This is a genomic window from Streptomyces cyaneofuscatus, from assembly GCF_042718795.1.
In the GTDB taxonomy this organism is placed as follows: Bacteria; Actinomycetota; Actinomycetes; order Streptomycetales; family Streptomycetaceae; genus Streptomyces; species Streptomyces cyaneofuscatus_A.
Genome location: NZ_JBHXOX010000003.1, coordinates 160029 through 184663, shown reverse-complemented (window position 1 = coordinate 184663; position 24635 = coordinate 160029). Strand labels below are relative to the sequence as shown.

The window sequence follows — 24635 nt, the reverse complement described above, 5'->3', positions numbered from 1 at the left end:
TCGGCGACCCCGGGCGGGACCGTGCACCCGAGGTGGTATCGAACAACCCTCCGTGGAAGGTTAGGCTGGCCTAAGTCGATCCGGAAACTTCGTACGAAGGGGCCATGTCCATGACGATCCACCGAGCCGTCGTCGCCCGAGTCCAGCCGCTCACCGCGACGATGACCCGCGTCACGCTCCATGGCGAAGGGCTCGCCGGCTTCGCGTCCACCGGGGTCGGTGACGAGTACATACGCCTGTTCTTCCCGCACGGCCCCGACCGCTCGGACGTCTCCCTGCCCGTCACCACGGAGAAGGGCTGGGAGACCCCGGAGGGCCGGCCCGTCGCCCCGATGCGTACGTACACCGTGCGGGCCGCGCGCCCGGAGAGCCGGGAGATCGACGTCGACTTCGTGCTGCACGACCACGGGGTGGCCTCGACCTGGGTGGCCGGCGCGCAGCCCGGGGACGTGCTCGGTGTCAACGACCCGACCGGCCTCTACAGCCCGCCGGACGACCTCGCCTGGCAGGTGCTGATCGCCGACCAGACCGGCCTGCCCGCCGTGGCACGGCTGCTGGAGAACACCCCGGACGAGGTCGCCACCCGCGTGGTCGTCGAACTGCCCGGCCCCGAGGCCGTCCAGCCGCTGCCCGGCACCAAGGTCACCTGGACCTACGGCGGCAACGGCCACGCGGCCAGCCGGCTGGCCGAACTGGTGAGCGCCGCGATCCCGCCGGGCACGGACATGACCGGCGGCTACGTCTGGGTCGCGGGCGAGACCAACGCGCTGCGCGCCGTGCGCCGTTACCTCCGCAAGGAGCTGGGGCTGCCCGCCACCCGGTTCAAGGTCGTCGGCTACTGGATCCCGGACGCCGACAGTTGGAACGAGCGGTACGAGGCCCTGCCCGACGCCGTCCGCGCCGAGCTGATGGCCCTCTGGGACGACCCGGTCGACGACGAGCAGGACCTCACCATCCGGTACGAGGCGCGCCTCAGCGACCTGGGCCTGTGACCGCTGTGCACGGTCGCGCGGATCGGTTCCGGAGCCTCTGGCGATCGTGCGGGCGGGGCGTTATCGGTGCCTGGACGCCACCGCCGGACGGGTAGGTGAGAGCCTGACGTGCCCGGTGCGACCACCCTCGGCCGCCCGGTCCCGGCGGCCCGTAAGCACCAAGAACCCACCCCCGCCCGGAACGCCCGGCGCGGCGGGGGGCTGCTCGTCCTCCGGGCGCTCCATCCCGGTAGGCGATCCCCCTGACACGCGGGGGAGTTGTGGGTAGGGTCGCTGTCGTCGAGTAAAGACAGCCTTACCTACCTACGTCGAAGGCCTGGGTTCGAGGCCTGAGTTCAAGGAGGATCGGTGACCAACCCGTTCGAGGACGAGAACGGCACCTACCTGGTGCTCGTCAACGACGAGGGACAGCACTCCCTGTGGCCATCCTTCGCGGAGGTCCCCGCCGGCTGGACGGTGGCCCACGCCGAGGACACCCGCCAGGCCTGCCTCGACTACGTGGAGCAGAACTGGACCGACCTGCGCCCCAGGAGCCTGACGCGGAGCCTGGCCACCGATCCTGTGTGAGCCCTTCGCGCTGCCCGGTTCACCACCGGGCGGTGTCCGTAGATCCGGTCCCGGGCAGCCCGGCGCCGATCCGCAGACCGACGTCGCACGCCACCGTGACCTGCGGTGTCCCGAGGAAGAACGTGCCGTTTGGACCGCCGCTCAGGGGGCCCAGATGATGGTGTCGATCTGCTTGCGGTAGGCCGTTCCCACTTCCGCGAGGCCACTCTCGTACTCCTTCTTCCGCTCGCCGAGCCAGCTCTCGCGGTTGACCGCCGCGGCCGGTTTCGCGATTTGCTCGTAACACGTCCTTCGGTAGCGACTGCGGGTTCGCCGCCCGTCCGGGATGCCGACGGGGCCAGTCCGAGATCGAGGAGCCTCAAGGCGGGAGCCGATCACCTCGGAGCAGAGAGGAGTCGGACGGCATGAGCAGGGCCACGACCGATGAGCGTCGCCCCCACAGGCCCTGAGACACCCCTAGGCTGCCACCGGCACCAGAACCGGCAGCGACCCAGGAGCACGCCCCATGTCCGACCCCACCCCGCGCCACCCGTACCCCGACGCCTTCCGGCCCGACGAAACACCGGCACCGCACCCGCTCCTCACACCGGTGCTCGGGCTGCTGGGCACCTGGACGGGGAGCGGGCGCGGCGGGTATCCGACGCTGGAGGAGGAGTTCGCCTACGCACAGGAGGTCACTTTCAGCCATGACGGACGTCCCTTCCTCCACTACGCGTCGCGCGCCTGGCTGGTCGACGCGGACCGGCGCCCCCTGCGGCCCTCGGCCCGGGAGAGCGGCTGGTGGCGGCTCCAGCCGGAAGGGCGGGTGGAAGCGCTGATCACCCAGCCCACCGGCGTCGCGGAGATCGCGGTCGGCCGGGCCGGCGAGGGCACCATCGACCTCGCGACCCACGAAGTGGCGCTCGCCCCCACCGCCAAGCAGGTCGACGCCACCCGCCGCCGTTACACCCTGACCGGCGCGGACACCCTCTCCTTCGTCCACGACCTCGCGGCGGTCGGGCAGCCGTTGCAGCACCACCTGGCGGCGGAGTTCCGGCGGTGTTCGCCGAGCTGATCCGGAACCGGGGGGAGGATAGATCGGATTTGCATACGGAGGGTCTTCCGGGGCACATGGACAGGACAACTTTTGGTAAGGAGTTCGTATCCGATGTCCATGCCCAGTTACCCTCAGCAGCCGAATGCGGACCAAGCGCAGTACGGCGACCAGTACGGCGCTCCGGAACCTGCCAGGAGCAACGGCTTCGCGGTCACCGCTCTTGTGCTGGGTCTGCTCGCCTGCGTCTTCTTCTGGACGGTCGCCGGCGGGCTCCTTCTCGGCCTGCTCGCGCTGGTGTTCGGCATCCTCGGTGCGCTCCGCGCCCGCCAGGGAAGGGCTCCGCGCAAGGGCATGGCCATCGCCGGTGCCGTCCTCGGCGCACTCGGACTGATCGGCTCGGCCATCGTCCTCATCATCGGCATATCCGTCGTGAACTCCGGGTCGTTCCAGGACTTCGAGGACTGTATGCAGAGCGCGAACACCTCGGCCGAAGAGGACCGCTGCGCCGAGGACTTCGGCGACAGCCTGTTCAAGTGACCTCGAACAGCGGGGCGGCGGTTTGCGGCCGCGGCCCGATTTTGTGACGGTAGGGGCGAGGAATGGTCTTCCTCACCACCGGACCCGACGGTCCGGCGGACCAAGTGTGCCCAACCGAGCAGAGGGAGAGGAGGGTTCGAATGTCCTCGAAGCGACGTCGTAAGAAGAAGGCCCGCCGCAAGAACGGCGCCAACCACGGCAAGCGGCCGCAGAGCTGAGGCCGGCGCGCAGGTCCGAGGGGCAGCACCGCACGGTGCTGCCCCTCGGACCTGTTCCGGACAGGTGCCACGGGGCCCACGCGGCACCCTGTTCGGACGTCGATGCGGGGGAGAGGCCGGAGCACTCATAAGGTGGCTCCCATGTCTGCCACGTTGAGCTCCGAAAAGACCGCGGCCGCGCTCCGCAGATCGGCACGCGTCTCGCTCGAACTGCTGCTGGTCCTGTTGATGGCCGCCGTCGCCCTGTGGCTTCTGGGCCGGACCTGGCCGGTGGTCTGGCCCCTCATAGTGGGTCTGCTTCTCACCACCCTGACCTGGCCGTTCGCCCGCTTCCTGCGCAACCACGGCTGGCGCCCCGCGCCGGCCGCGGCGCTGGTGACCGTGCTGTTCCTCCTGGTCGGCGGCGGCGTCATCGCGCTCATCGCGGTGCCGGTCGCCTCGCAGTCCGGCGAGCTGGCCGACGGTGTCGTCGAAGGCATCGGAAGGCTGCGCGACTGGGCGGCGGGGCCGCCACTGAACATCAGCGATGCCCAGATCACGGGCGCCTTCGACGCCGCTGTCGACCGGATCGAGAACAGCGCGGGAAGCGTCGTCAACACCGCGGTGACCGGGGTGAGTACCGTCTTCAGCGGCCTGGTCACCGCGATTCTGGCCCTCTTCCTGATGTTCTTCTTCCTCAAGGACGGCCCGCGCTTCCTGCCGTGGCTCGCCCGCCAGCTGCCCGGTCGGCTCGCCACCGACGTCCCGGTCGTGGCCGAGCGCTGCTGGAACACGCTCGGTTCGTTCGTGCGGTCCCAGGCCTTCGTGGGCCTGCTCGACGCCGTCTTCATCGGCATCGGCCTGTGGATCCTGGACGTGCCTCTGGTGCTCCCGCTGGCGGTGCTGACGTTCGTCTCCGCGTTCGTGCCGATCGTCGGCGCGGTCTTCGCCGGTTTCGTCGCGGTACTCATCGCGCTGGTCTCCAACGGCCTGACCGACGCCCTGATCGTGCTGGCGATCATCATCGCGGTGCAGCAGTTGGAGGGCAACGTCTTCCAGCCCATGATCCAGAGCCGTGGACTCGGCCTGCACGCCGCGGTGGTCCTGCTGGCGGTGACCCTCGGCGGCAGCCTGGCCGGTGTCGTGGGCAGCCTGCTCGCGGTCCCGGTGGCCGCGCTGATCGCCGTGATCTGGAACTACCTGCGTGAACAGCTCAGCGATCCGCAGGAGGGGCCGGAGCAGCAGGACGGGGAGCCGGAGCCGGGACCTGCCCCGGACGGCCGCCCCGACGCCGACGCCCCGGTCCCCGCGTAAGGAGGTCCGGCCGGGCCCGGTGACGTAACTCCCCTGCTTGATGAGGCCTGCCCCGGTGGCGTAACTCCCTGCCCACCGGGGCCCGCGAGCCCGGCCTGATCCGAACGAAAGACCCTGGACCCGCGTCTCACCGCCGCCGGGCCGCACCTGACGACCGTGGCGCGCCCAGGCGCAGCCGGGTGAGGACGGCCGCACGGGCGAGGCCGGGCATGGTGAGGGACCACATGGCGCTGACCTGCTGGTGCAGGCCGTCCCGCTCGGCCAGGGCCAGGGAGAGCATCTGCACCCCGCTGTAGCAGCCCACGAGGGTCCGGGAGGCCTCCACGGGTTCCACGTGGTCCTGGAGTTCACCGGCCTCGCGGGCGGATTCGAGGACGGCGGTGACGGCTCCCAGCGGGCCCGCGTAGCTCTCGGCGGTCTGGTAGGGGCCCGGTTCGATGCTGAGGCGTACGGCGGCCCGCAGGACGGGGTCCTCCAGGAGGCCGGCGGTGTAATGGTGGCTGATGTCGATCAGCGCCTGGAGCCAGAACTCGGGAACCGGGCCCGCCGCCGTCTCCTCGGCGACCTGCTGGAAGTACGTGTTCTGGTAGGCCAGGATCGCGTCGCCGAGCTCTTCCTTGGAGTCGAAGTGGTGGGAGAAGCCGCCGGGTGAGACCTGGGCGAGCCGCTGGATCTCGGGTGTCGTCGCGCCTGTGTAGCCGTCCCGGGCGATGATCACCCCGGCGGCCTCGATGATCCGCTGAACGGTCTGCTCCCCGCGGTCCTGCATCGTCACGCCTCCCTGGGCCGCTACCGACGCTACCCGGAGCCCGGGTGGCACGCCCCCGCAGACGGCGGGAGAGCCGCCTTCTCCCGTACTGAGGCCCGTCGCTCCGCGCCCGATGGTGGAGAGCTCGTACAGATTCCCCGCACGGGTCTAGGCCCGCACTCCTCTCTTGCTATACCTTGCGTCTAATAAGCTTGCTAGACGTCGCGTCTAACAAGCGGGCGGCGCTCGGCGGCCATGGACCTCATCGGGCGGGAACGCGATGGGGGACAGGCCGGGCGGCGCCAGGCCGATCTCGCGAGTCAAGGAGCCGCACCATGTCAAGCAGCACCGTTCGGCCGGAGGACCAGGACCGGCTCGCCGAGCAGGACGTCGCCCGACGCCTGCTCGACTCGTCCGCCAAACTCTCGTACGACCCGGCCACCGAGGTGGACTGGGAGACCCCGCTCGACCCGGACCACCACGGCGCGAGCCCCGAGTGGTCCACGCTCTACGGCACCGCGTACTGGAACGAGTTGACCGACGCGCAGCGCAAGGCGCTCACCCGCCAGGAGGCGGCGTCCGTCGCCAGCACGGGCATCTGGTTCGAGATGATCCTCCAGCAGATGGTGCTCCGCGACATGTACGCCAAGGACCCGACCGACCCCCGGTTCCAGTGGGCCCTCACCGAGGTCGCCGACGAGTGCCGCCACTCCATCATGTTCGCCCGGGGCGCCGCGAAGCTGGGCGCACCGGCCTACCGGCCGCGCCGCCCCGTGGTGGAGCTGGGGCGCGCCTTCAAGACCCTGGCCTTCGGCGAGGCGGCCTACGCGGCGATACTCGTGGCCGAGGAAGTCCTCGACGTGATGCAGCGCGACTGGATGCGGGACGAGCGGGTCGCGCCCTTCGTCCGCACCATCAACAACATCCATGTCGTCGAGGAGTCGCGGCACATGAAGTTCGCCCGCGACGAGACCCGCAAACGGCTCCGGGACGCGGGCGCGCTGCGCCGTCAGCTCAACGCGATCGTGGTGGCGATCGCCTCGTACTACATCGTCATCAGCATGGTGAACCGCGATGTCTACACCAACGCCGGTCTGGACGCGCGGCGGGCCCGCGCCGAGGCGAAGGTCAACGAGCACCACAAGTCGCTGATGCGCTCCAGCTGTTCGGGACTGATGGAGTTCCTCGCCTCCGCCGGGCTGCTGACGAAGCCGGCGCTGTTCTTCTACAGGCGCGCCTCGCTGATCTGATCCGGGCCGCAGGACGCCGGCGATCCGCTCCCTCACCACGACCCGAGACGACGAGATGACCTACGCCATCACCCAGACCTGCTGCTCCGACGCCACCTGCGTCGCCGTCTGTCCCGTCAACTGCATCCATCCGACCCCCGAGGAGCGGGAGTTCGGCAGTACGGAGATGCTCTACGTCGACCCGCGGACCTGCATCGACTGCGGGGCCTGCGCCGACGCCTGTCCGGTCGACGCGATCTTCCCGGTGGACAGTCTCTTCGGCGCGCAGAAGGAGTACGCCGCCATCAACGCGGCCTACTTCGCCGACAGGGAGCCCGAACCCGCCCCCGCCGGACCGAACTTCCACGTCTGGGGCGAGCCGACCTTCGAGCGCAGCCTGCCCGCCGACTTCGCCCCGATCCGGGTGGCGGTCGTCGGCACCGGACCGGCCGGGATGTACGCCGCCGAGGACCTGCTCCTGCACACCGACGCCGAGGTGACCCTGGTCGACCGGCTGCCCGTGGCGGGCGGCCTCGTCCGTTACGGCGTGGCGCCCGACCACCCGGCGACGAAGAAGGTCGGCGAGACCTTCGCCCGGTTCCACTCCCACCCCCGGGTACGGATGCACCTGGGCGTCGAGGTCGGCAAGGACGTCACGGCCCAGGAACTCGCCGCCCACCACGACGCGGTGATCTACGCGGTCGGCGCCTCCACCGACCGCCGGCTCGGCATCCCCGGGGAGGACCTGCCCGGCAGCGCATCGGCCACCTCGTTCGTCTCCTGGTACAACGCCCACCCGGAGGTGGCACCGGAATCCGTACGCCTGAGCGCGGAACGCGTGGTCGTCGTCGGCAACGGCAACGTCGCCCTCGACGTGGCGCGCATCCTGGTCGCGGACCCGGACGCGCTGGCTGCCACCGACATCGCCGACCACGCGCTCGCGGCGCTGCGCGGATCGACGGTCCGTGAGGTGATCCTGCTGGGGCGGCGCGGCCCCGAGGACGCGGCCTGCACCGCCTCCGAGCTGCTCGCCCTGAAGCACCTGCCGGGCGTCGGCCTGGTCGTCGACGACCACGACCCCAGGACCGGCGCCGCGATCGACGCGGCGGCCCCGCGCGGGAAGGCGGCGCTGCTGCGGGACGTGGAGCGCCGGGAGGTGGACTGGTCGCGGCCGCCGGAACCCGGCCGGCGCATCGTCTTCCGCTTCCACTCCGCCCCGCTGGAGGCGCTGGGCGAAGACCGCGTCACGGCGGTGCGCGTGACGTCGGGGCCGGGCGAGCGGGACATCCCGGCGGGCCTGCTGCTGCGGGCGGTCGGCTACCGGGGTGTGGCCGTGCCGGGCCTGCCCTTCGACGAGGCGTCCGGGACCGTACCGCACGAAGGGGGCCGGGTGAGCGGCATGGCCGGGACGTACGTCGTCGGCTGGATCAAGCGCGGCCCCTCGGGCGGCATCGGCGCCAACCGCACCTGCGCGGCCGAGACCGTCGGAACGCTGCTGGCCGACGCGGTGGCGGGCGCCCTGCCCGCCCCGGCCCGCCCGTCCACGGCGTTCCGCCGCCTCGTCCGCAGCCGTGGCGGGGACGTCGTCGACGCCCGGGGGCTGGCCGCCATCGACCGGGTGGAGACGGCCCGCGGCCGCGAGCACGGCCGCCCGCGCGTCAAGCTCGGCACGGTTCCCGCCCTGGTCGCGGCGGCGAAGGGCCGCCGCCGCTGGAAGACGCCAAGCTGAACCGGCTCCGGACAGAGCCGAGGCCCCACCGGCAGGTGAACCGGTGGGGCCTCGGCGCTTCGTGCAGGCAGGAGGGGGAGCCTGCATGAACTCGGGTCAGGGTGTCTCGTACCCGCTGAGCGCCGGATTGCACCTGGAAGTGTGCGTGGGCTGAGGCACAGGAGTCCGGCGCCTCGTGCCGAGGTGCGCGGCGACGGTCAGCGGGTTTCGGGAGTTCCGCCGGACGCTGTCAGCTCGGCCAGTTTCTGGAATTCCCCGAGATCGTAGTTGGCGAGCGCCGAATCGAGGTTGGTGAGCGCCCCGAGGCGTTCCACGAATCCCTGGGGGTCGTATTCGATCTGGAGCGCGACCCGGCTGGAACGGTCGTCGAGCCGGTGGAAGGTGACCACTCCGGCGTGATGGACGCCCTCGGTCGTCTTCCAGGCGATGCGGTTCTCGGGCACCACCTCGGTCAACTCCGCGACGAACCCCTTGTCCGCCCCGGGCAGCGAGAGCTGCCAGGCGAAACGCCGCTCGTCCAGCGGGTCGACCCGCTGCACATGGCTCAGGAACTTCGGCCACTGGGTGACATCGCTCCACAGCGCCCAGGTGACGGCGACCGGCGCCTGGATGTCGACGGTCTCGACGATGGAGGAGGACATGCACGACCACCTTGCTTTCCCTCGGGTACGGCTTGGGCTGTCTGCTACCCGCATCCTGAAGGTCCACGCGAAGCCGACCGAAGGAAACCGACGGAAACCGACGGGAACGACGAGAACTGGCGGGAACCGACGGGAACTGACGGAAAACCTTTATGAGGCGCATACTCGAAGGTAGTCGGCATTGTTTGGAGGGCTCCATGATTGTCCTCGGTGTCATTCTGCTGGTGATCGGTCTGATCGCCGGCATTTCCATCCTCTGGACCATCGGCATCATTCTCGTGGCCATCGGTCTGGTCCTCTGGGTCCTGGGCGCGACGGGCCGCGCGGTTGGCGGAAGGCGCCACTACTGGTAGCCCGCCGGGGAGGAACCCGCACACCCACATGACCGTCGCCGTCGCTCCCTTACGGGAACGGCGGCGACGGGCGTTGTCAGTGCCCTCTTCTACGGTGTGAGCAGTGAGACCCGCCGGAACGGCCGCGGGTCCGCCCTGGGGAGGGGTCTGCCATGTCTGCCGCGTCCACCACCGTGCCGACGACGACGTATCTGGAGCTGTCACAGGAAGGCGCCGGTGCGCACAAGTTCTACGAGGTGACCGTCGACGGACTCGTGGTGACCGTGCGCTACGGGCGGATCGGCGCCGGTGGCCAGACCCAGACATCGACGTTCGCCACGGTCGCGAAGGCGCAGGCCGCAGCCGCGAAGAAGGTGGGGGAGAAGGTCCGCAAGGGGTACGCCCCGGCCGTCCCCGGGCAGCGCGCGCCCCGAGCGGTGACCCGCCGCCAGGTGACCTCGGCCCCCTCCACCGCGCGCGCCGTGGCTCCCGTCCTGTGGCGCTTCCGCACCGGCTCCTCCGCGTTCGGCATCCACGTCGACGACGAGCGGTGCTGGGTCGGCAACCAGGCGGGCGATGTCTACACCCTGGACCACGACGGTGGCGTCCTCGCTCGCTTCAGCCTCCCCGACGGCGTGAAGTGCCTGGTCGCCGACGACTTCTGGATCTACGCGGGCTGCGACGACGGCCGGGTCTACGACCTCTCCTCCAAGCTGCCGTTCGCGGCGTACGACATCGCGGCGGACGTGGACATCTTCTGGCTGGACATCCACGAGGGCCTGCTGAACGTCTCGGACCGGGACGGCCGGCTGACCGTCATCGACCACGAGGACGAGCACCAATGGGCGCGCCGCAGCCAGGGCGAGCACGCCTGGATGGTCCGCGCCGACGACCGGGCGGTCTACCACGGCCACCACCGCGGCGTCACCGCCTACGCCCCGGACGGCGGCGGCGAGTTGTGGCACACACCCACCCGCGGCGGTGTCCTGTTCGGCTGGCAGGAGGACGACGCGGTGTACGCGGGGACGGCGCACCGGGTCGTCCAGCGGCTGGCGAAGGCGACCGGCGCGATCGAGGCCACGTACGCCTGTGACAGCGCGGTCTACTCGTGCGCCACCTCGCCCGGCGGCCGGTTCGTCTTCGCGGGCGACGCCTCGTCCTCCGTGTACTGCTTCGACCAGGACGGCACGCGCCTGTGGAAGCTCGGTACGGGCGGCGGGTCGGCGCTGTCCATGCAATACCGCGACGGGCGGCTCTACCTCGTGACGACCGACGGCTCGCTGGTCTGCGTGGACGCGAGCGAGGCGGCTATCTCCGCGGCCCAGCAGGGCACGGTGCCCGCGCCCCGTGACGTGAAGCTGGCGGCGGCGCTGCCGACCTACGCGCCCGCCACGGCCGTCGCCGCGGTCACCACCGTCACCCACGCCCCCGCCGGATCGGTCGTCGTCGAGTGCGTCCAGGACACCGGCGGCCGCATCCGGGTGCATGTGGTCTCCGGGGGCTACGACACCTCCTGGAACGTCCAGTTCCCTCGCGCGATACGGGAGCCCGGCGCGCGGTACGTCGTGGATGCCCTGCACGCGGCGGCCGGCGGCTTCTACCGGGTGCGGGGTGACATCCGACGACTGCGGTGAGCGAGCGTTGACGGTGGGCCGGCCGACCCGGCCCACCGCCCGGTCTCGCCGAGCCCGCCATCCGATGATGGGAGCGCTTCCATTCGGGCAAGGTGCCTTCAACGCAAGGTGATTGAGCCGGGCTGCTTGACATGCACCGGCGGTCACGCCACCTTGGGAGCGCTCCCACAGTTCGCCTCGCACCATGCCCCGCATCACGTTCCCGCACCACCAAGCACGCCTCACCTCCTGAGCACCATGTACGCCCTGAGCCCGTCCGCCACGTCAGGCCGTGGCGGACGTACGAGAGGAGCACGGAGCCGCAATGAGAAGCAGAGGCACCACCCCGCACGCACCGCGCAGACGAGCGGTCGCCGCCCTGTCCGCCCTGGTCATGGGCGCGTCCCTCGCGATCGCCTTACCCGGCCAGGCGTCGGCCGCCGCCCGCGTCGACAACCCCTACGCCGGCGCCACCGCCTATGTGAACCCCGACTGGTCCGCCAGGGCCGCCGCCGAACCGGGCGGCGGCGTCATCGCGGACGAGCCGTCGTTCGTCTGGATGGACCGCATCGCCGCGATCGGCGGCACCCCCGGCGCGCGCGGTCTGCGCGCCCACCTCGAAACGGCCGTGAGCCAGGGCGCCGATCTCTTCCAGGTCGTCATCTACAACCTCCCCGGCCGGGACTGCGCCGCCCTCGCCTCCAACGGCGAACTCGGCCCCACCGAGCTCGGCCGCTACAAGAGCGACTACATCGACCCGATCGCCGCCATCCTCGGCGACCCCGCCTACGCGAGCCTGCGCATCGTCACCCTCATCGAACCCGACTCGCTGCCCAACCTGGTCACCAACGCGGGCGGCACCGCCGGGTCGACCCCCGAGTGCGCCACGATGAAGGCGAACGGGAACTACGAGAAGGGCATCGGGTACGCCCTCCACACCCTCGGTGCCCTCCCCAACGTCTACAACTACGTCGACGCGGCCCACCACGGCTGGCTCGGCTGGGACTCCAACTTCGTCCCCGCGGCCCAGCAGTTCAAGAAGGCCGCCACCGTCGAAGGCGCCTCGGTGGCCGACGTCCACGGCTTCATCGTGAACACGGCCAACTACTCGGCCCTCAAGGAGCCCCACTTCAAGGTGACGGACTCCGTGAACGGGACCACGGTGCGCCAGTCCTCCTGGGTCGACTGGAACTACCACGTGGACGAGCTGTCGTTCGCCCAGGCCCTGCGCACCGAGCTGGTCCGCCAGGGCTTCGCCTCCGGCATCGGCATGCTCATCGACACCGCCCGCAACGGCTGGGGCGGCCCCTCGCGGCCCACCGGCCCCGGCCCGACGACCAGCGTCAACGCCTACGTCGACGGCAGCCGCACCGACCGCCGTATCCACGCGGGCAACTGGTGCAACCAGAGCGGTGCGGGCGTCGGCGAGCGGCCCACGACCGCCCCCGAGCCCGGGATCGACGCCTACGTCTGGGCCAAGCCGCCGGGCGAGTCCGACGGCAGCAGCAAGCCCGTCGACAACGACGAGGGCAAGGGCTTCGACCGGATGTGCGACCCCACGTACACCGGCAACGGCCGCAACGGCTTCAACCTCACCGGCGCCCTGCCCGACTCCCCGGTCGCCGGACACTGGTTCTCCAGCCAGTTCCAGGAACTCCTCCGCAACGCCAACCCGCCGCTCGACGGCGGCAACGGCGGCGAGCAGGACACCCAGGCACCCACCGTACCCACGGCCCTGCGGGCGACGGCCAAGTCCAGCAGCAGTGTCACCCTGGCCTGGACCGCCTCCACGGACAACCGGGCGGTCACCGGGTACGACATCCTGCGCGGCGGCGCGGTCGTGGGCTCCACCGCCTCGACCACCTTCACCGACACCGGCCTGAGCGCGTCGACGTCCTACAGCTACACGGTCCGGGCCAAGGATGCGGCGGGCAACGTATCGGCGGCGTCCGCAGTCCTGCCGGTCACCACGGAGGCGGGCGGAGGTAGCGGCACCGGCGCACTCAAGGTCCAGTACCGTGCCACCGACTCCTCCCCGACCGACAACCAGATCCGGATGTCCCTCCAGGTGGTCAACACCGGGACGACCGCCGTGGACCTGTCCACGGTGACGGCCCGCTACTGGTTCACCCCTGACGCCGGAGCGAGCACCTTCGCCACCTCCTGCGACTGGGCGGCACTGGGCTGCGGCACCGTCAGGCACGGCGTACGAGCGGCGAGCGCGCCCGCCCCCGGCGCCAGCCACTACCTGGAGGCCGGCTTCGGCAGCGGCACCCTGGCGGCGGGCGCCTCGACCGGAGAGATCCAGCTACGCGTCAACAAGAGCGACTGGTCGTCCTTCCAGGAGGCCGACGACTACAGCCGCGCCACCAACACCGCCTTCGCCGACGCCCCGAAGATCGGCCTCTACGTCGGCTCCACCCTCACCTGGGGCACCGCCCCCTGACCCGACGCGCGAGCAACTGCCCTTCTCCCGCCGTACGGTGGGGGAGGGGCAGCCGCGCGCGGAGCCGTCCGACCACCCGACCGCCGTGAAGGACGCCGCCAACCCGCTGGTCCGCCCGTACGACGCCCGCCGGACGGGTGAGCGGGTCGCCCGGCCGGGAATACCGGCCCCGGATGACGGTTGATCACACCATGACTTCCTCAACGCATCAGGCATTCGGCCGGGTCGGCATCTGGAGCAGCGCCCTGCACGGGTCGCGGACGGACGACGCGGGCAGGAAGGCGATCGCGGAGGCGGTCGCCGAGCTCGAAGAGCTGGGGTACGGCACCCTCTGGATCGGCGGCAGCCCCTCACCCGACGACGCGGCCGCCGTCGTGGACGCCACCCATACGGTGACGGTCGCCACCGGCATCCTGAACATCTGGAGCCACACCGCCGAGGAGGTGGCCGCCCGGATCGCCGCCGTCGACGAGGCCGCGCGCGGACGCTTCGTCCTCGGCCTGGGCGTCAGCCACGGCCCGATGGTGCCGCAGTACGCCAAGCCGTACAGCGCGATGGTCGCCTACCTTGACGCGCTCGACGCGGCGAACCCGTCCGTGGAGCCCGGAGAGCGGGTCCTGGCGGCGCTCGGCCCGAAGATGCTGAAGCTCGCGGCCGACCGGTCGCTGGGCGCACACCCGTATCTCGTCACCACCGAGCACACGGCCGAGGCCCGCGAGGCGCTCGGCCCCGACGCCCTGCTCGCCCCCGAGCTGACGGTCGTACTCGACACCGACCCGGACCGGGCCCGCACCACCGCGCGGAACATGCTGGAGATGTACCTCCAGCTCCCCAACTACACCGCCAACCTGCTGCGGCTGGGCTTCGCGGAGAGCGACTTCGAAGGCGGCGGCAGCGTCCGCCTCCTCGACGCCCTCTTCGCGCTGGGCGACGCCGAGCACGTGAAGTCCCGGACCCGGGCGTATCTCGACGCGGGAGCCGACCATGTGGCGCTCCAGGTGCTCACCGCCGACGAGGGCGGCGCCGGACTGCCCCGGGCCCAGTGGCGGGAGCTGGCCGAGGCGTTCGGCGACGAGCTGTAGAGAAGGCGAACTGTAGAGAGGGCGAACTGTAGGGAAGACGAGCTGCAGGGAAGGCGCGCTGTAGAGAAGCGGCGGGAATAATTCCGTCGGCGGCCTTGTCCCAGCTGGGTCCCCTTCACGCCGCCACAGCTGGGAGCATCGTGCCCGAGACCGCGCCCGTCACCTCCACCGTCCGTCCGGAACTGCCGGCCCTGTCCGCGCAGGCCGAGCGGCTGATCGAGCTGGGAGTGCACGAGCTCGCCGGACTGACCGCGACCGAGCTGCGCTCCTTCGCCCGGGAGGCCCGGGACGCTCGGGTCACCGAGCACGGGGTGGAAGGCGAGGAAGGCGTGGACGGCGAGCGCACCCTGCTCGCCGTCCACCCCGACCGGGCCCCTGCCTCCGCGCTCGCCCCACTGCTCCGCCGCGAGGAGAAGCCGGGCTTCGTCGTCACCGACATGCCCGATGTCGATCTCTTCACGCCGCTGGAGGACCTTGCCCTGCCGGATGCGCCCCTCTACCTCCTCACCGGCATCGACCGCGGCGATCAGATGGCCAACTGGAGCCCGAACGAGGCCCTGCCCGCCCTCGGTGAACAGGGGCGCACGCCGCTGGTGCTGACCGAGGGCATCCACTGGGTGCTCCAGCAACCCGCCGCCCTGGAGCGCAACCACTGCTTCATGACCATCGGTTCGCGGCTCCGGAAGACCAACGGTGCCCTGGACGCCCGCACCCCGGCGATCTGGATCAGCAACGGCACCGGACGGGACGGCGGCGAGCGGCGGAACGCCCCGAAGGTGGGCTGGTGCTGGGCGGGCAACCGGCACACCTGGCTGGGCTTCGCCTCCGCGACCGGCCGCCGGCTCTGAGGAGGGCTCGATGCGGGAGCGCCGCCCCGGCCGTCGAGCGCTCCCGTGCACCCGTACGAGCCGTCAGTCAGCGGTGGGCTGACGCCCACGGGCCGCTCTCGGCCGAAGGATCGCTTCCATGGACTCCTCGCGCCACCGGCCCAGCAGTTCGTGGAAGGCGACCGCGCCGTGCGGGTAGGTGAAGGGACCGTTCGGCCGCCCGCGTCCCTCCCGGTTGTAGTAGCCGGGCGTGCACTCGGCATGGAACCACTCGTGGTCGGGGGCGTCCTCGGCGAGCGCGGCGATCCACGCGTCCTCGTCCTCGCGGGACGGTTCGATGACGGCACCCCCGGCCTCGGCGGCCGCGATCAGGGCGGCGGCGTGGACCGCCTGCTCGTCCAGGATGTGGGTGAAGTTGACGCTGCTGGCGTTCTGGAGGGTGCCCATCTGGATCAGGTTCGGGAATCCGCTGGTGGTGAAGCCGTGGAGCGTACGCGGGCCCTCCCGCCCCCACCGGTGCAGCAGTTGCTGCCCGCTCCGGCCGTGGACGGGCAGCTTCCCGGAGAGGATCCCGGAGGTGCCGACGGAGAAGCCCGTGGCGAAGATCAGGCAGTCGAGTTCGTACGTGGTGTCGCCGACCACGACGCCGTGCGCGGTGACGCGTTCGATGCCGTGGGTGTCCGCGGTGTCGACCAGGGTGACGTCGGAGCGGTTGAACGCCTGGTAGTACGCGTCCGAGAAGGCGGGGCGCTTGCAGGCGTACCGGTACCAGGGTTTGAGCCGCTCCGCCGTGCCGGGGTCGGTGACGGACCGCTCGACCCGGGCGCGCAGCTCGTTCATCTTGGCGGCGTCGGCCACCTCGTACGCGGCCTCGAAGGCCTTCCGGTCGCCTCCGCGGCGGAAGCTCGGCAGGAGCTTTTCCAGGAGGACCGCCGAGCGGGTCCAGCCGTCCGCCACGAGATCCCGCTCCTCCGGTTCGCCGGAGACGATCCGCAGGTAGTTGTCGCGGCGTTCGCGCGCCCAGCCCTCGCGGTCCGCGCCGACGTCCCGGGCCGTGGTGCGGCGGTTGGCGCGTACGTCCACGGTGGAGGGGGTGCGCTGGAAGACATGGACGTGCCCGGCGTCCTCGGCCAGCATCGGGATGACCTGGATGCCGGTGGCGCCGGTGCCGACGACGCCCACGCGCTTCCCCGCGAGACCGGTCATGCCGCCCTCCGGGGTGCCCCCGGTGTAGGCGTAGTCCCACCGCGAGGTGTGGAACGTATGGCCCGCGAAGTCCTCGATCCCGGGTATCCCGGGGAGCTTCGGCTCGGAGAGGGTGCCGGTGGCGGTGACGACGTACGTGGCCCGGAACGCGTCGCCGCGATCGGTGGTCACGATCCACGCCTCCGCCGCCTCGTCCCAGGCCAGGGAGGTGACCGCGGTGGAGAAGAGGGCGTCCGGGCCGAGGGCGAACTTCCGCGCGATCCGCACCGCGTGGCGGCGTATGTCCTCGCCGGGGGAGTATTTCCACTCCGGAACATGGCCGGTCTCGTCGAGCATCGGCAGGTAGACGTGTGACTCGATGTCGCAGTGGACGCCCGGGTAGCGGTTCCAGTACCAGGTGCCCCCGAAGTCACCGCCCTGCTCGACGATCCGGATGCGCTCCACGCCCCGCTGCCGTAACCGTGCCCCCGCCAGGATGCCGCCGAACCCGCCGCCGACCACGGCGACGTCGACCGTGTCGCGCACCGGCTCACGCTCGGCCGGCTCGGTGTACGGATCGGCGGCGTAGTACCCGAACTCGGCTTCGGTGGAGCGGTACTGGCGGGCGCCGTCGGGGCGTACGCGCCGCTCACGTTCGAGGCGGTAGCGCTGCCGGAGCGCCTCCAGCTCCGCGGGATCCGGTATGCCGTGATCCGGTACGTGACGATCCGTCATCTGAGACCTCGCTCCTGCCGGTCGCACCGCCCCGGGACGGGCGGCCATCGGCTACGGTAACAACAACCGGACAGAGGTGTCCGGTTGGAACGCGGGTTCGGCACGGCATCCGGCCACAGCGCGTGCAAGTGAGCTGCCCGGCCGGCGGCACCCGCACACAGCGGACAGGAAGAGTGATCCTCCATGCGTCGACTCCCGCCCCGCCCCCTCGCCGCCCTCGCCACGGCCGGGCTGCTGGCCGTCGCCATCGCCGGATGCGGTACGGAATCAGGTGCACCCGGCGGCCTGGCGGCGCCCGGCGCCGTCACCGGGACCATTCGGGCCCAGAAGGTCATGCAGCTGACCCGGACGCACGAGGAGACCGGCATGACCCTGCTGGAGGGCCCGGCCTTCCATCCGGACGGCGGACTGTTCGTCGTCGACGTCACCGCGCCCCCGGGCAAGCCCAAGGTCATGCGGGTCGACGTGCGGCGCGCGACGGTGCGGGCCGTCCACACCGACGGCCGGGGGGCCTACACCTCGGCCCAGTTCAGCCCGTACGACGGGAGGCTCTACCTCACCGACTACGCCCACGGCGAGATCGTGAGCCTCGCGCCGGACGGCGGCGATCCGCGGACCTTCTTCGCCGGCGAGGTCGACGGAGCCCGGATGAACCCCGACGACATCGCCTTCGACGAGAAGGGCCACCTGTACGTCAGCGACTCCCGGGGCCTGTCCGAGGGCGCCGCGCACGGGCGCGTCGTGCGCGTCGACCGCGACGGCGGGACGGCGACCGTCCTGGCCGACGGCCTGGCCGCGACGAACGGCATCTCGTTCGACGAGGCCTACCGCGGTCTGTGGATCAGCGAGCTGACGGAGAACCGGATCTCCTACCTCCGCCTCGGCGAAGGTGGCGAGGTGGCGTCCCGGCACACCGCGATCCGCGTGGACGGGGGGATCGCCCAGACCGACTCGATCGCCGTGGACGCGGACGGCAACCTCTACCAGGGCCTCCACGGCCGGCCCGCGATCGTCGTGTACGACCGGCACGGCGAGCGCCTGGCGACGGTCGAGGTTCCCGCCCGTGCCGAAGGGCTCGAATCGGCGACGAACGTGGCGATCACCCCCGGCGGAACCAAGGCGTACATGACCGTCAGCGGCCCCGGCGGGGGATACCTCTACACCTTCGACGCCCTGGGGAAGGGCACCCGCCAGTCCAACGGCGGCTGACGGCGCGCCGGCGGTCACCCGGCCGAGGGCCGCACCGGTCCCACCTCGACGCCGAGCAGCCGCCACGCCGCCAGCGCCCGGCGCTCCCGCTCCTCGCGCGTGGGGCCGGTCACGGCGCCCGAGACCATGGCGACCGCGAGCATCAGGTCGTCGGACCCGCCCAGCCGGTGACCGGCCGTCAGATGTTGCCGCAGGCTGCGCGCGACCCGCTCGGACAGGGCCGAGGCGTGCGCGTGGACACCGCCGGCCCGGTCGTCGGCACGGCCGCTGATCCGGCTGCCGGTCCCGCCGCCGGTCCCGCCGCCGGTCCCGCCGCCGGTCCGGTCGGCGTGCAGAAGGCCGATGAAAGCCGCCGACTCCGTCAGATGCCAGGTCAGTACACCGAGCACACCGGTCAGGGTCGCGCCTGCGGCTGCGGCCGCCTGCTCGACCTCCCGTACGTTCTCCTCCAGTACGGCGTTCGCCACGGCGGCCCGGTCGGGGAAGTGCCGGTACAGCACGCCCTGCCCGACCCCGGCCCGGCGGGCGATCCCGGAGAGCGGGGCGTCCAGGCCGTGCTCCGCGTAGACCTCGCGGGCGGCGGCGATCAGGGCCGCCCGATTGCGAGCGGCGGCCTTGGGCCCGTCGTTCGCGGGCCGTCGCTCCTCCGCCGTGGGTTGCTGCGTCACGTCGGAAGCGTAACGGGCGGGCCCCCGGCCGCTACGGGGGCCTGCGGACGAACGGGTGCCGGCCGCTACCGGGGCCTCTGCACGAAGAACTCGTTGCCGTCAGGGTCGTACATCAGCACACGGCCCCCCTCGTCGTCGCCCTCTCCCACCCCTGGGTGAGTGGCGCCGAGCGAGACGAGGCGGTCCACTTCCTCTTGGCAGTCGGCGCCGACGGGCAGCGCCAGCTCGAAGGAGAGCCTGTTCGTGCCCGTCTTCGGCGCCACCGGCGGACCACCCCAGGTGATCTTTGTGCCGCCGTCCGGCGACTGGATCGCGGTCTCCTCTTCCTGGTCCCAGACCAGGGGCCAGCGCAGCGCCTCGCTCCAGAAGTACCCGACCTCCTGCGTACCGTCGCAGGCCAGCGCCCCGATGAAGCCGGTGTCGGCGAGGAACCTGTTGCCCGGCTCGATGACGCAGAACTCGTTGCCGTCCGGATCGGCGAGCACCATATGTCCCTCCTCCGGCCGCTGGCCCACGTCGATGTGGCGCCCACCGTGCTCCAGGGCCCTGGCGACCGTCCGCCGCTGGTCCTCCGGGGAGGCGCTCGTCAGATCGAAGTGCGCCCGGTTCTGGCCGGTCTTCGGCTCCTGTCCGGGCAGGAACCGGATCCGGAACCCGGAGCCGTCAGGGGGCAGGAGCGCGGCGGCGTCCTCGTCGGGACCTCCGGACACCTCCCAGCCCAGGACCCCGGACCAGAAGCGGGCGAGGTCCGACGGCCGGGCCGCCCGGAAACAGATCGCGAACAGTTGACTGGTCATACCCCGTGCATCTCCGATCCGCCGACGGCCGCTCCGGCCGCTCGCCACGCGACGCGCAGCCTAGAGGGGCCCAGGCGCACCCGCATCCGAGTTTCCGTCGCGGATCGGGCGGAAGCAGCCTGCGGCGGCAGCCGGCTCAGGAGGAGGAAGGGCGGGGCGGACGCGGCCACGAGCGGCGCCGCCACGGCGCCGGCCGTCGAGTCCCTCCCGCCGGCGCCGGGACATCGAGGAGGCCGTAGCGGCCGCCTCCCCGCATCCGGCGCCGGACCCCGGGAGCCGTGAGGCCCGAACCGAGTCGGCCGACGGCCACGACCACCACGACGGAGCCGGCGGAGGCTCGCATCCTTCAGCCGACCCCCACCCTCCACCCTCACCCCTGACCCGGCCCGTGAGTGGGACGGGTGGAGGAGCGACGAAGATTCAGCGCCGGGAGTTCACCCCGTGTCCTCATCGCTCGTTTTCGGTCATCCACTCCCTCTCATGGGCATCTATCCACCGATTTGATGGCGTCTGGATCTCGCCGGGGCGGCTCATTTTCGGCCAGCCCTGTCCCGGGGGGCTTGTGTGGGTGTGCCGGTCTGCCCAGCATGGAACAACGTTGTCAGGGACACGTCGGATTGATCGTGTTCCTGGCTGCGCGCCATGGGCGTCCACCCAACGCCCCGAGTTCCCCCCACGATCTGGAGGACTACAGTGCGACTCTCTCACCCCCACAGCCTCTCGAGACGAGCACGAATCATCGCCGGAGCAACCGGCCTCGCCGCCGTCGCGGCGCTCGCCGTCCCCGCTGCCACCGCGTCCGCCCAGCCGGCCCCGAAGACGTTCAGCGCCACCGAGCTCAACCGGACGGCCGACTCCGTGCGCACCGCCGACATCGGCGGCACCGCCTGGTACGTCGATGCCGAGTCGGGCAAGGTCGTCGTCACCGTCGACAGCACCGTCAGCAAGGCCGAGATCGCCACGATCGAGAACGAGGCCGGCACGAATGCCGACGCGCTCGTGGTCAAGCGCACTCCCGGTACGTTCTCCAAGCTCATCGCGGGCGGCGAGGCCATCACCACCGGCGGAGCCCGGTGTTCCCTGGGCTTCAACGTGCAGGACGGCGCGGGCACCAAGTTCGCCCTGACCGCCGGTCACTGCACCAACATCGGCAGCTCGTGGTCCATCGGCACCACCACCGGATCCAGCTTCCCCGGCAACGACTACGGCATCATCCAGCACTCCGACCCCGGCGCGGCCGACGGCCGTGTCTACCTCTACAACGGCGGCTACCAGGAGATCGACGGCGCAGGCGACCCCTCGGTCGGCCAGTCCGTCCAGCGCAGCGGCAGCACCACCGGCCTGCACGGCGGATCGGTCACCGGCCTCAACGCCACCGTCAACTACGGTGCCGACGGCATCGTCTCCGGCCTGATCCAGACCAACGTCTGCGCCGAGCCCGGCGACAGCGGCGGCGCGCTCTTCTCCGGGAGCACCGCGCTCGGCCTCACCTCCGGCGGCAGCGGCAACTGCTCCTCCGGCGGCACCACGTTCTACCAGCCCGTCACCGAGGCGCTCGGCGCCTACGGTGTGAGCATCATCTGATTCCCGTACCACCCAGGGCTTTTCGTCATCGGCCCTGAGCACTGTCCCCGCCCGTTTCACCGGCGGGGACAGTGCTCGTTCCATGGTCGCCGTGCAGGTGGCGCGTGGCGGGGTCAGCTGACGGACCGGATGGTGTTCCAGCCGCTCGCACCGACCGTCGTACGCTCGCCGTCCACCGGGTGGCCCGCCGCACCGGTTGCGCCGGCGTAGAACATCAGGGTGCCGGTGCCGTCGTTCGTCGTGGTCCACATGTCGGCGACGCCGTTGCCGTCGGCGTCGGCCGCCCCTGCGATCAAGGGACGGTTGACGAGGCCGTACCCGTGGCCGTAGAGGGTGCGGTCGTCGAAGCTTCCGCCGTCGCGGCCCCGGTAGAGCCACAGGTCACCGGTGGCCGTGTTGCGGGCCAGCAGGTCGGGGCGGCCGTCCCGGTCGGCGTCACCGGGGGCCGTGAGGGTCATCACGTCCCAGCCGCCGTTGCCGATGAGGACGGGGGCGGCCACGGCCGGGACGGCGCCGCGCACGCCCGCGTAGAGCCAGAGTTTGTCGTCGTAGGAGAGAACCGTGTCGGGGTGGCCGTCCCGGGTGACATCCCCGGGACTGACGACCTTCGCGTCCGTGGGCAGGCCCCCGGCGACCGTGACGGGGGCGGCGAGTGAGCCGTCCCCGCGGTTGGCGTAGACGCGCAGCTCGCCGCCCACGCGGGCGACGACGTCCTCCGCGCCGTCTCCGGTCCAGTCGCCGCGGTGCGTCGTGGAGGCGTTCCCCCAGCCGCCGGTACCGATGATGTCGTGGACTCCGGGCACGCTCCCGCTCCCCTTGCCGTGGTAGAGGCGCAGCTTGCCCAGGTCGTCGACGGCCAGGAGGTCCGGCTTGCCGTCACCGGTCATGTCGCCGGGGACGGGCGCGTCGCGGAGGTAGGCGATGACCGGGGCGTGGTCGGAGTAGCCGTTCGGCGGGTCGGTCGCCTCGGTGCCGGTGTTCCGGGTCCGGTCCATACGGGACTGGTCGACGGTGCAGGCGACGAAGCGGGGGCCGTCGGCGCGCGGGGTGGTGTACAGGTGGTCCAGCCAGTGGCGGCTGGGCGCGGCCGCGGTGGACGCCCAGTACTGGTAGGTGTGGTCGCCGTTGAGGCAGCGGTCCAGCTTCGAGGTGACCGGGGCCAGATCGGCGGACCCGGCGTTGCGGTTGAAGTCGCCGCCGACCACGACACCGGCCGGGATGTCGTCTTCAAGGTGAGCGGCGACGGTCTCGGACTGGCGCTTGGCGATCGTCGACTCACCGGGGATCAGGTGCACGCTGCAGAACTTGTCGGTCAGGCCGGTGACTCGGGCGCACACCATCGGCAGCTTGCGCGAGGACAGGTCGGCCGGCACCGTCTCGACCCGCTCGACGGGGCCGTCGTACGTGCCCTTGACCGCGAGCAGGACGCCCAGGTCGCCACCGAGCGCTTCACCGCGGCAGCGGCTGTCCAGGTCCGATTCCCGGTTGCCGGGGGCGTGCGCGAAGGACCATCCGGCGCCGAGACGTTCCTTGAGGAGCGCCATGTGGCTCTTGCGCCAGTTGGCACGCCGCTCGGCCTCGGGTATGGCCTCGTCGTAGCCGCAGACCTCCTGGAGCATCACCACATTCGCCTGGTGCTCGGTGACCAGTTGGGCGACTTGCTCCGCCTTGCGGTCGGGCTCGTTGCGGAAGGCGCAGTAGCCCTCGCTGCCGCGGGCGCTGCCGGCCTCTCCGCAGATGTTCCAGGTGATGACCCGCGTCTCACCCGGGTACGGCGGAGTCGTCCGGGCCGTCCGCGCCGTCTGGGCTGCCGCCGTCGGCTCGACCGCAGGCGCCGCCTGTACCGGCACGCCGAGCAGCGAGCCGCCGGCGACGGCCAGTACCAGCGCGGCCGTTGTCACTCTCTTCAACGTTGTTCCTCCCCTGAGGTCCGGGTCCGACGCGACCCGGACGCCCGCAGATCATCTCAAGCGCGCAGAGACGCAGGTCAGGTCGGGCCAGATCGGAAGAAGAGAGGTCGACGCCGACGCGCGGTAAGGGGCTCACGCGGTCCGGCCGCCTGTTGCGCCAGGTGGTGGGGGGCGGGGGCTACAGTGCACGCTGTGGACATACCTGGTTGGTTGATCTGGGTCGCTCTGGCTCTGTTCGGCGTGCAGGCCCTGGGCCTGGTCCCTTCTGTCCGTCGCTGGCGCCGGTCCGGCCCCGGGGAGCGTTCCGGGGCGCGTCTGGATCTGCTGGACATGGTCGCGGGCCTGATGCTGATGGGCGGTCTGCTGCTGGGTCTCACGGTGGCGGGATCCTGGTTCTGGCTGATGGTCACCGGTTTCGTGCTGATGGCCGGTGTGCACGCCGGGAAGGGTCTCCGCCTGCTACGAGCCCGCCGCCACCCCACGACGTGACGCTTCGTCGAAACGGCGCAAGCCACACGGCATCCGGGACAGATCGGTTCCGGGCAACTTCTGCCGGGGCGACTGGGCGAGCGGGCCGCCATCGAGGCTGAGGCCTCGCCGGTGTCGGCGCGTCCCCGGCAGGTATGTGTAGATTCGTGCGGGTAGGCGGGCGTTGTCATTCGGGTCCGGGTGACTTTGACCAGGAGGAGCCCCCTTGAAGTCCCGCAACGCGCCTCTCGCGCAGGCGGCCGGGCGGACAGCCCCGTCACGGGTGGGCTGCTCCACACGCAGACGTCCCGCGGCACCGTCGCCGCCTGGGACCCGGCCACCGGCCGCCAGAAGTGGTCCCTGACGCTCTCCTCCGCTTCCCCGCAGTACCCGCGCTTCTGGTACGACGGCCTGGTCCACCTGCGGAACGGCCGGGGCACGGCCCTGGCGCTGCGGGCCGACACCGGAGGCCCGGGTGCGGGAGGCCCCGGTCTCCGCGAAGTCCGTGGCCCCGACCGTGGTCGACGCCTCGGGTGTGTGGATCGGTTTCGACGGCCTCGGCCGGCACCACCTCGATCTGACGACCGGTGCAGAGCTGCACAGCTTCCATGTACCGGGCGTCTGGGGCGCGTACGGACTTCCTGTCGCGCTGGGCGCCGGAGCGGCCTGGACGCGCAGCGACGCCAGTGCCGACGTGACGGTCACCGCCTACGACCAGAAGAGCGGCAAGGTCGTGCGGAGACGGCCTGCGGACGCGACTCCGGTCTTCGGCCCCGGGCGCGTGTACGT

General features: G+C 71.4%; 23 protein-coding genes and 1 pseudogene. 18 read left to right on the top strand and 6 right to left on the bottom strand.

Going from position 1 to position 24635, the window contains the following annotated elements:
• The first annotated feature begins 110 nt into the window (after positions 1-110).
• The 6 genes from ACFWRT_RS03990 to ACFWRT_RS03965 all read left to right on the top strand — a co-directional run bounded on the left by ACFWRT_RS03990 (position 111) and on the right by ACFWRT_RS03965 (position 4643).
• Positions 111-992 carry a siderophore-interacting protein gene (locus tag ACFWRT_RS03990; RefSeq protein ID WP_380951027.1) on the top strand — a complete coding sequence of 294 codons (882 nt, stop codon included), beginning with the start codon at positions 111-113 and terminating at the stop codon, positions 990-992.
• Positions 993-1340: 348 nt separating this feature from the next.
• Positions 1341-1559: an MbtH family protein gene (locus ACFWRT_RS03985; RefSeq protein ID WP_380951028.1), complete on the top strand. Its 219-nt coding sequence runs from the start codon at positions 1341-1343 to the stop codon at positions 1557-1559.
• 505 nt (positions 1560-2064) lie between these two features.
• Positions 2065-2613 carry a heme-binding beta-barrel domain-containing protein gene (locus tag ACFWRT_RS03980; protein WP_380951029.1) on the top strand — a complete coding sequence of 183 codons (549 nt, stop codon included), beginning with the start codon at positions 2065-2067 and terminating at the stop codon, positions 2611-2613.
• A 93-nt stretch (positions 2614-2706) separates the two neighbouring features.
• Positions 2707-3132, top strand: coding sequence for a DUF4190 domain-containing protein (locus ACFWRT_RS03975; protein WP_380951030.1), 426 nt, complete (start codon positions 2707-2709; stop codon positions 3130-3132).
• A 140-nt stretch (positions 3133-3272) separates the two neighbouring features.
• On the top strand, positions 3273-3350 hold the full coding sequence (locus ACFWRT_RS03970) for a 50S ribosomal protein bL37 (protein ID WP_370454205.1): 78 nt from the start codon (positions 3273-3275) through the stop codon (positions 3348-3350).
• A gap of 141 nt (positions 3351-3491) precedes the next feature.
• On the top strand, positions 3492-4643 hold the full coding sequence (locus tag ACFWRT_RS03965; RefSeq protein WP_380951031.1) for an AI-2E family transporter: 1152 nt from the start codon (positions 3492-3494) through the stop codon (positions 4641-4643).
• Positions 4644-4770: 127 nt separating this feature from the next.
• Here the strand turns inward: ACFWRT_RS03965 and ACFWRT_RS03960 are convergent, their stop codons facing one another.
• On the bottom strand, positions 4771-5412 hold the full coding sequence (locus ACFWRT_RS03960) for a TetR family transcriptional regulator (protein ID WP_380951136.1): 642 nt from the start codon (positions 5410-5412) through the stop codon (positions 4771-4773).
• 314 nt (positions 5413-5726) lie between these two features.
• Here ACFWRT_RS03960 and ACFWRT_RS03955 point away from each other — a divergent pair, with 314 nt between their 5' ends.
• Positions 5727-6641, top strand: a complete 915-nt coding sequence (locus tag ACFWRT_RS03955) for an AurF N-oxygenase family protein (RefSeq protein WP_380951032.1) — start codon at positions 5727-5729, stop codon at positions 6639-6641.
• Positions 6642-6696: 55 nt separating this feature from the next.
• Entirely contained in the window at positions 6697-8349 is a 1653-nt protein-coding gene (locus ACFWRT_RS03950; protein WP_380951034.1) for an FAD-dependent oxidoreductase, read from the top strand.
• A gap of 197 nt (positions 8350-8546) precedes the next feature.
• Here ACFWRT_RS03950 and ACFWRT_RS03945 read toward each other — a convergent pair whose 3' ends face one another.
• Entirely contained in the window at positions 8547-8990 is a 444-nt protein-coding gene (locus ACFWRT_RS03945; protein WP_380951035.1) for an SRPBCC family protein, read from the bottom strand.
• 197 nt (positions 8991-9187) lie between these two features.
• Here ACFWRT_RS03945 and ACFWRT_RS03940 point away from each other — a divergent pair, with 197 nt between their 5' ends.
• The 6 genes from ACFWRT_RS03940 to ACFWRT_RS03915 all read left to right on the top strand — a co-directional run bounded on the left by ACFWRT_RS03940 (position 9188) and on the right by ACFWRT_RS03915 (position 15311).
• Positions 9188-9343, top strand: coding sequence for a DUF6131 family protein (locus ACFWRT_RS03940; RefSeq protein ID WP_015613097.1), 156 nt, complete (start codon positions 9188-9190; stop codon positions 9341-9343).
• A gap of 152 nt (positions 9344-9495) precedes the next feature.
• On the top strand, positions 9496-10956 hold the full coding sequence (locus ACFWRT_RS03935; RefSeq protein ID WP_380951037.1) for a WGR domain-containing protein: 1461 nt from the start codon (positions 9496-9498) through the stop codon (positions 10954-10956).
• Positions 10957-11260: 304 nt separating this feature from the next.
• The gene (locus tag ACFWRT_RS03930) at positions 11261-13381 is read left to right on the top strand and encodes a glycoside hydrolase family 6 protein (protein WP_380951038.1); all 2121 of its coding nucleotides are present in this window, start codon (positions 11261-11263) and stop codon (positions 13379-13381) included.
• A 37-nt stretch (positions 13382-13418) separates the two neighbouring features.
• Entirely contained in the window at positions 13419-13565 is a 147-nt protein-coding gene (locus ACFWRT_RS03925) for a hypothetical protein (protein ID WP_380951039.1), read from the top strand.
• Between the two features lie 7 nt (positions 13566-13572).
• Entirely contained in the window at positions 13573-14463 is an 891-nt protein-coding gene (locus ACFWRT_RS03920; protein ID WP_380951040.1) for an LLM class F420-dependent oxidoreductase, read from the top strand.
• Between the two features lie 140 nt (positions 14464-14603).
• Positions 14604-15311 carry a DUF5701 family protein gene (locus ACFWRT_RS03915; protein WP_380951042.1) on the top strand — a complete coding sequence of 236 codons (708 nt, stop codon included), beginning with the start codon at positions 14604-14606 and terminating at the stop codon, positions 15309-15311.
• A gap of 63 nt (positions 15312-15374) precedes the next feature.
• Here ACFWRT_RS03915 and ACFWRT_RS03910 read toward each other — a convergent pair whose 3' ends face one another.
• Positions 15375-17210 carry a flavin-containing monooxygenase gene (locus ACFWRT_RS03910; protein ID WP_380951043.1) on the bottom strand — a complete coding sequence of 612 codons (1836 nt, stop codon included), beginning with the start codon at positions 17208-17210 and terminating at the stop codon, positions 15375-15377.
• 183 nt (positions 17211-17393) lie between these two features.
• Here ACFWRT_RS03910 and ACFWRT_RS03905 point away from each other — a divergent pair, with 183 nt between their 5' ends.
• A complete protein-coding gene (locus tag ACFWRT_RS03905; protein ID WP_380951044.1) occupies positions 17394-18419 on the top strand; it encodes an SMP-30/gluconolactonase/LRE family protein in 1026 nt (341 codons plus the stop codon).
• Between the two features lie 14 nt (positions 18420-18433).
• Here the strand turns inward: ACFWRT_RS03905 and ACFWRT_RS03900 are convergent, their stop codons facing one another.
• A complete protein-coding gene (locus tag ACFWRT_RS03900; RefSeq protein ID WP_380951045.1) occupies positions 18434-19087 on the bottom strand; it encodes a TetR family transcriptional regulator in 654 nt (217 codons plus the stop codon).
• Between the two features lie 65 nt (positions 19088-19152).
• A complete protein-coding gene (locus ACFWRT_RS03895) occupies positions 19153-19884 on the bottom strand; it encodes a VOC family protein (RefSeq protein ID WP_380951046.1) in 732 nt (243 codons plus the stop codon).
• A 693-nt stretch (positions 19885-20577) separates the two neighbouring features.
• On the opposite strand from ACFWRT_RS03895, the gene ACFWRT_RS03890 reads away from it, so the two are divergent.
• Positions 20578-21468, top strand: coding sequence for a S1 family peptidase (locus ACFWRT_RS03890; protein ID WP_380951047.1), 891 nt, complete (start codon positions 20578-20580; stop codon positions 21466-21468).
• A gap of 113 nt (positions 21469-21581) precedes the next feature.
• On the opposite strand, the gene ACFWRT_RS03885 is transcribed toward ACFWRT_RS03890, so the two are convergent.
• Complete coding sequence (locus tag ACFWRT_RS03885; protein WP_380951137.1) at positions 21582-23369, bottom strand: FG-GAP-like repeat-containing protein; 1788 nt, start codon at positions 23367-23369, stop codon at positions 21582-21584.
• 201 nt (positions 23370-23570) lie between these two features.
• Here ACFWRT_RS03885 and ACFWRT_RS03880 point away from each other — a divergent pair, with 201 nt between their 5' ends.
• Entirely contained in the window at positions 23571-23867 is a 297-nt protein-coding gene (locus ACFWRT_RS03880) for a hypothetical protein (protein ID WP_380951048.1), read from the top strand.
• A gap of 180 nt (positions 23868-24047) precedes the next feature.
• Positions 24048-24302 (top strand): annotated as a pseudogene (locus tag ACFWRT_RS03875) (outer membrane protein assembly factor BamB family protein); the annotation flags it as partial.
• Positions 24303-24635 lie beyond the last annotated feature (333 nt).

Bases quoted from the DNA above. Each gene is read 5' to 3' on its own strand.
- ACFWRT_RS03895 (WP_380951046.1), bottom strand. From the start codon at position 19,884: ATGACCAGTCAACTGTTCGCGATCTGTTTCCGGGCGGCCCGGCCGTCG.
- ACFWRT_RS03940 (WP_015613097.1), top strand. From the start codon at position 9,188: ATGATTGTCCTCGGTGTCATTCTGCTGGTGATCGGTCTGATCGCCGGC.
- ACFWRT_RS03990 (WP_380951027.1), top strand. From the start codon at position 111: ATGACGATCCACCGAGCCGTCGTCGCCCGAGTCCAGCCGCTCACCGCG.
- ACFWRT_RS03970 (WP_370454205.1), top strand. From the start codon at position 3,273: ATGTCCTCGAAGCGACGTCGTAAGAAGAAGGCCCGCCGCAAGAACGGC.
- ACFWRT_RS03910 (WP_380951043.1), bottom strand. From the start codon at position 17,210: ATGACGGATCGTCACGTACCGGATCACGGCATACCGGATCCCGCGGAG.
- ACFWRT_RS03920 (WP_380951040.1), top strand. From the start codon at position 13,573: ATGACTTCCTCAACGCATCAGGCATTCGGCCGGGTCGGCATCTGGAGC.
- ACFWRT_RS03935 (WP_380951037.1), top strand. From the start codon at position 9,496: ATGTCTGCCGCGTCCACCACCGTGCCGACGACGACGTATCTGGAGCTG.
- ACFWRT_RS03965 (WP_380951031.1), top strand. From the start codon at position 3,492: ATGTCTGCCACGTTGAGCTCCGAAAAGACCGCGGCCGCGCTCCGCAGA.
- ACFWRT_RS03960 (WP_380951136.1), bottom strand. From the start codon at position 5,412: ATGCAGGACCGCGGGGAGCAGACCGTTCAGCGGATCATCGAGGCCGCC.
- ACFWRT_RS03905 (WP_380951044.1), top strand. From the start codon at position 17,394: ATGCGTCGACTCCCGCCCCGCCCCCTCGCCGCCCTCGCCACGGCCGGG.
- ACFWRT_RS03980 (WP_380951029.1), top strand. From the start codon at position 2,065: ATGTCCGACCCCACCCCGCGCCACCCGTACCCCGACGCCTTCCGGCCC.
- ACFWRT_RS03955 (WP_380951032.1), top strand. From the start codon at position 5,727: ATGTCAAGCAGCACCGTTCGGCCGGAGGACCAGGACCGGCTCGCCGAG.
- ACFWRT_RS03945 (WP_380951035.1), bottom strand. From the start codon at position 8,990: ATGTCCTCCTCCATCGTCGAGACCGTCGACATCCAGGCGCCGGTCGCC.
- ACFWRT_RS03930 (WP_380951038.1), top strand. From the start codon at position 11,261: ATGAGAAGCAGAGGCACCACCCCGCACGCACCGCGCAGACGAGCGGTC.
- ACFWRT_RS03975 (WP_380951030.1), top strand. From the start codon at position 2,707: ATGTCCATGCCCAGTTACCCTCAGCAGCCGAATGCGGACCAAGCGCAG.
- ACFWRT_RS03950 (WP_380951034.1), top strand. From the start codon at position 6,697: ATGACCTACGCCATCACCCAGACCTGCTGCTCCGACGCCACCTGCGTC.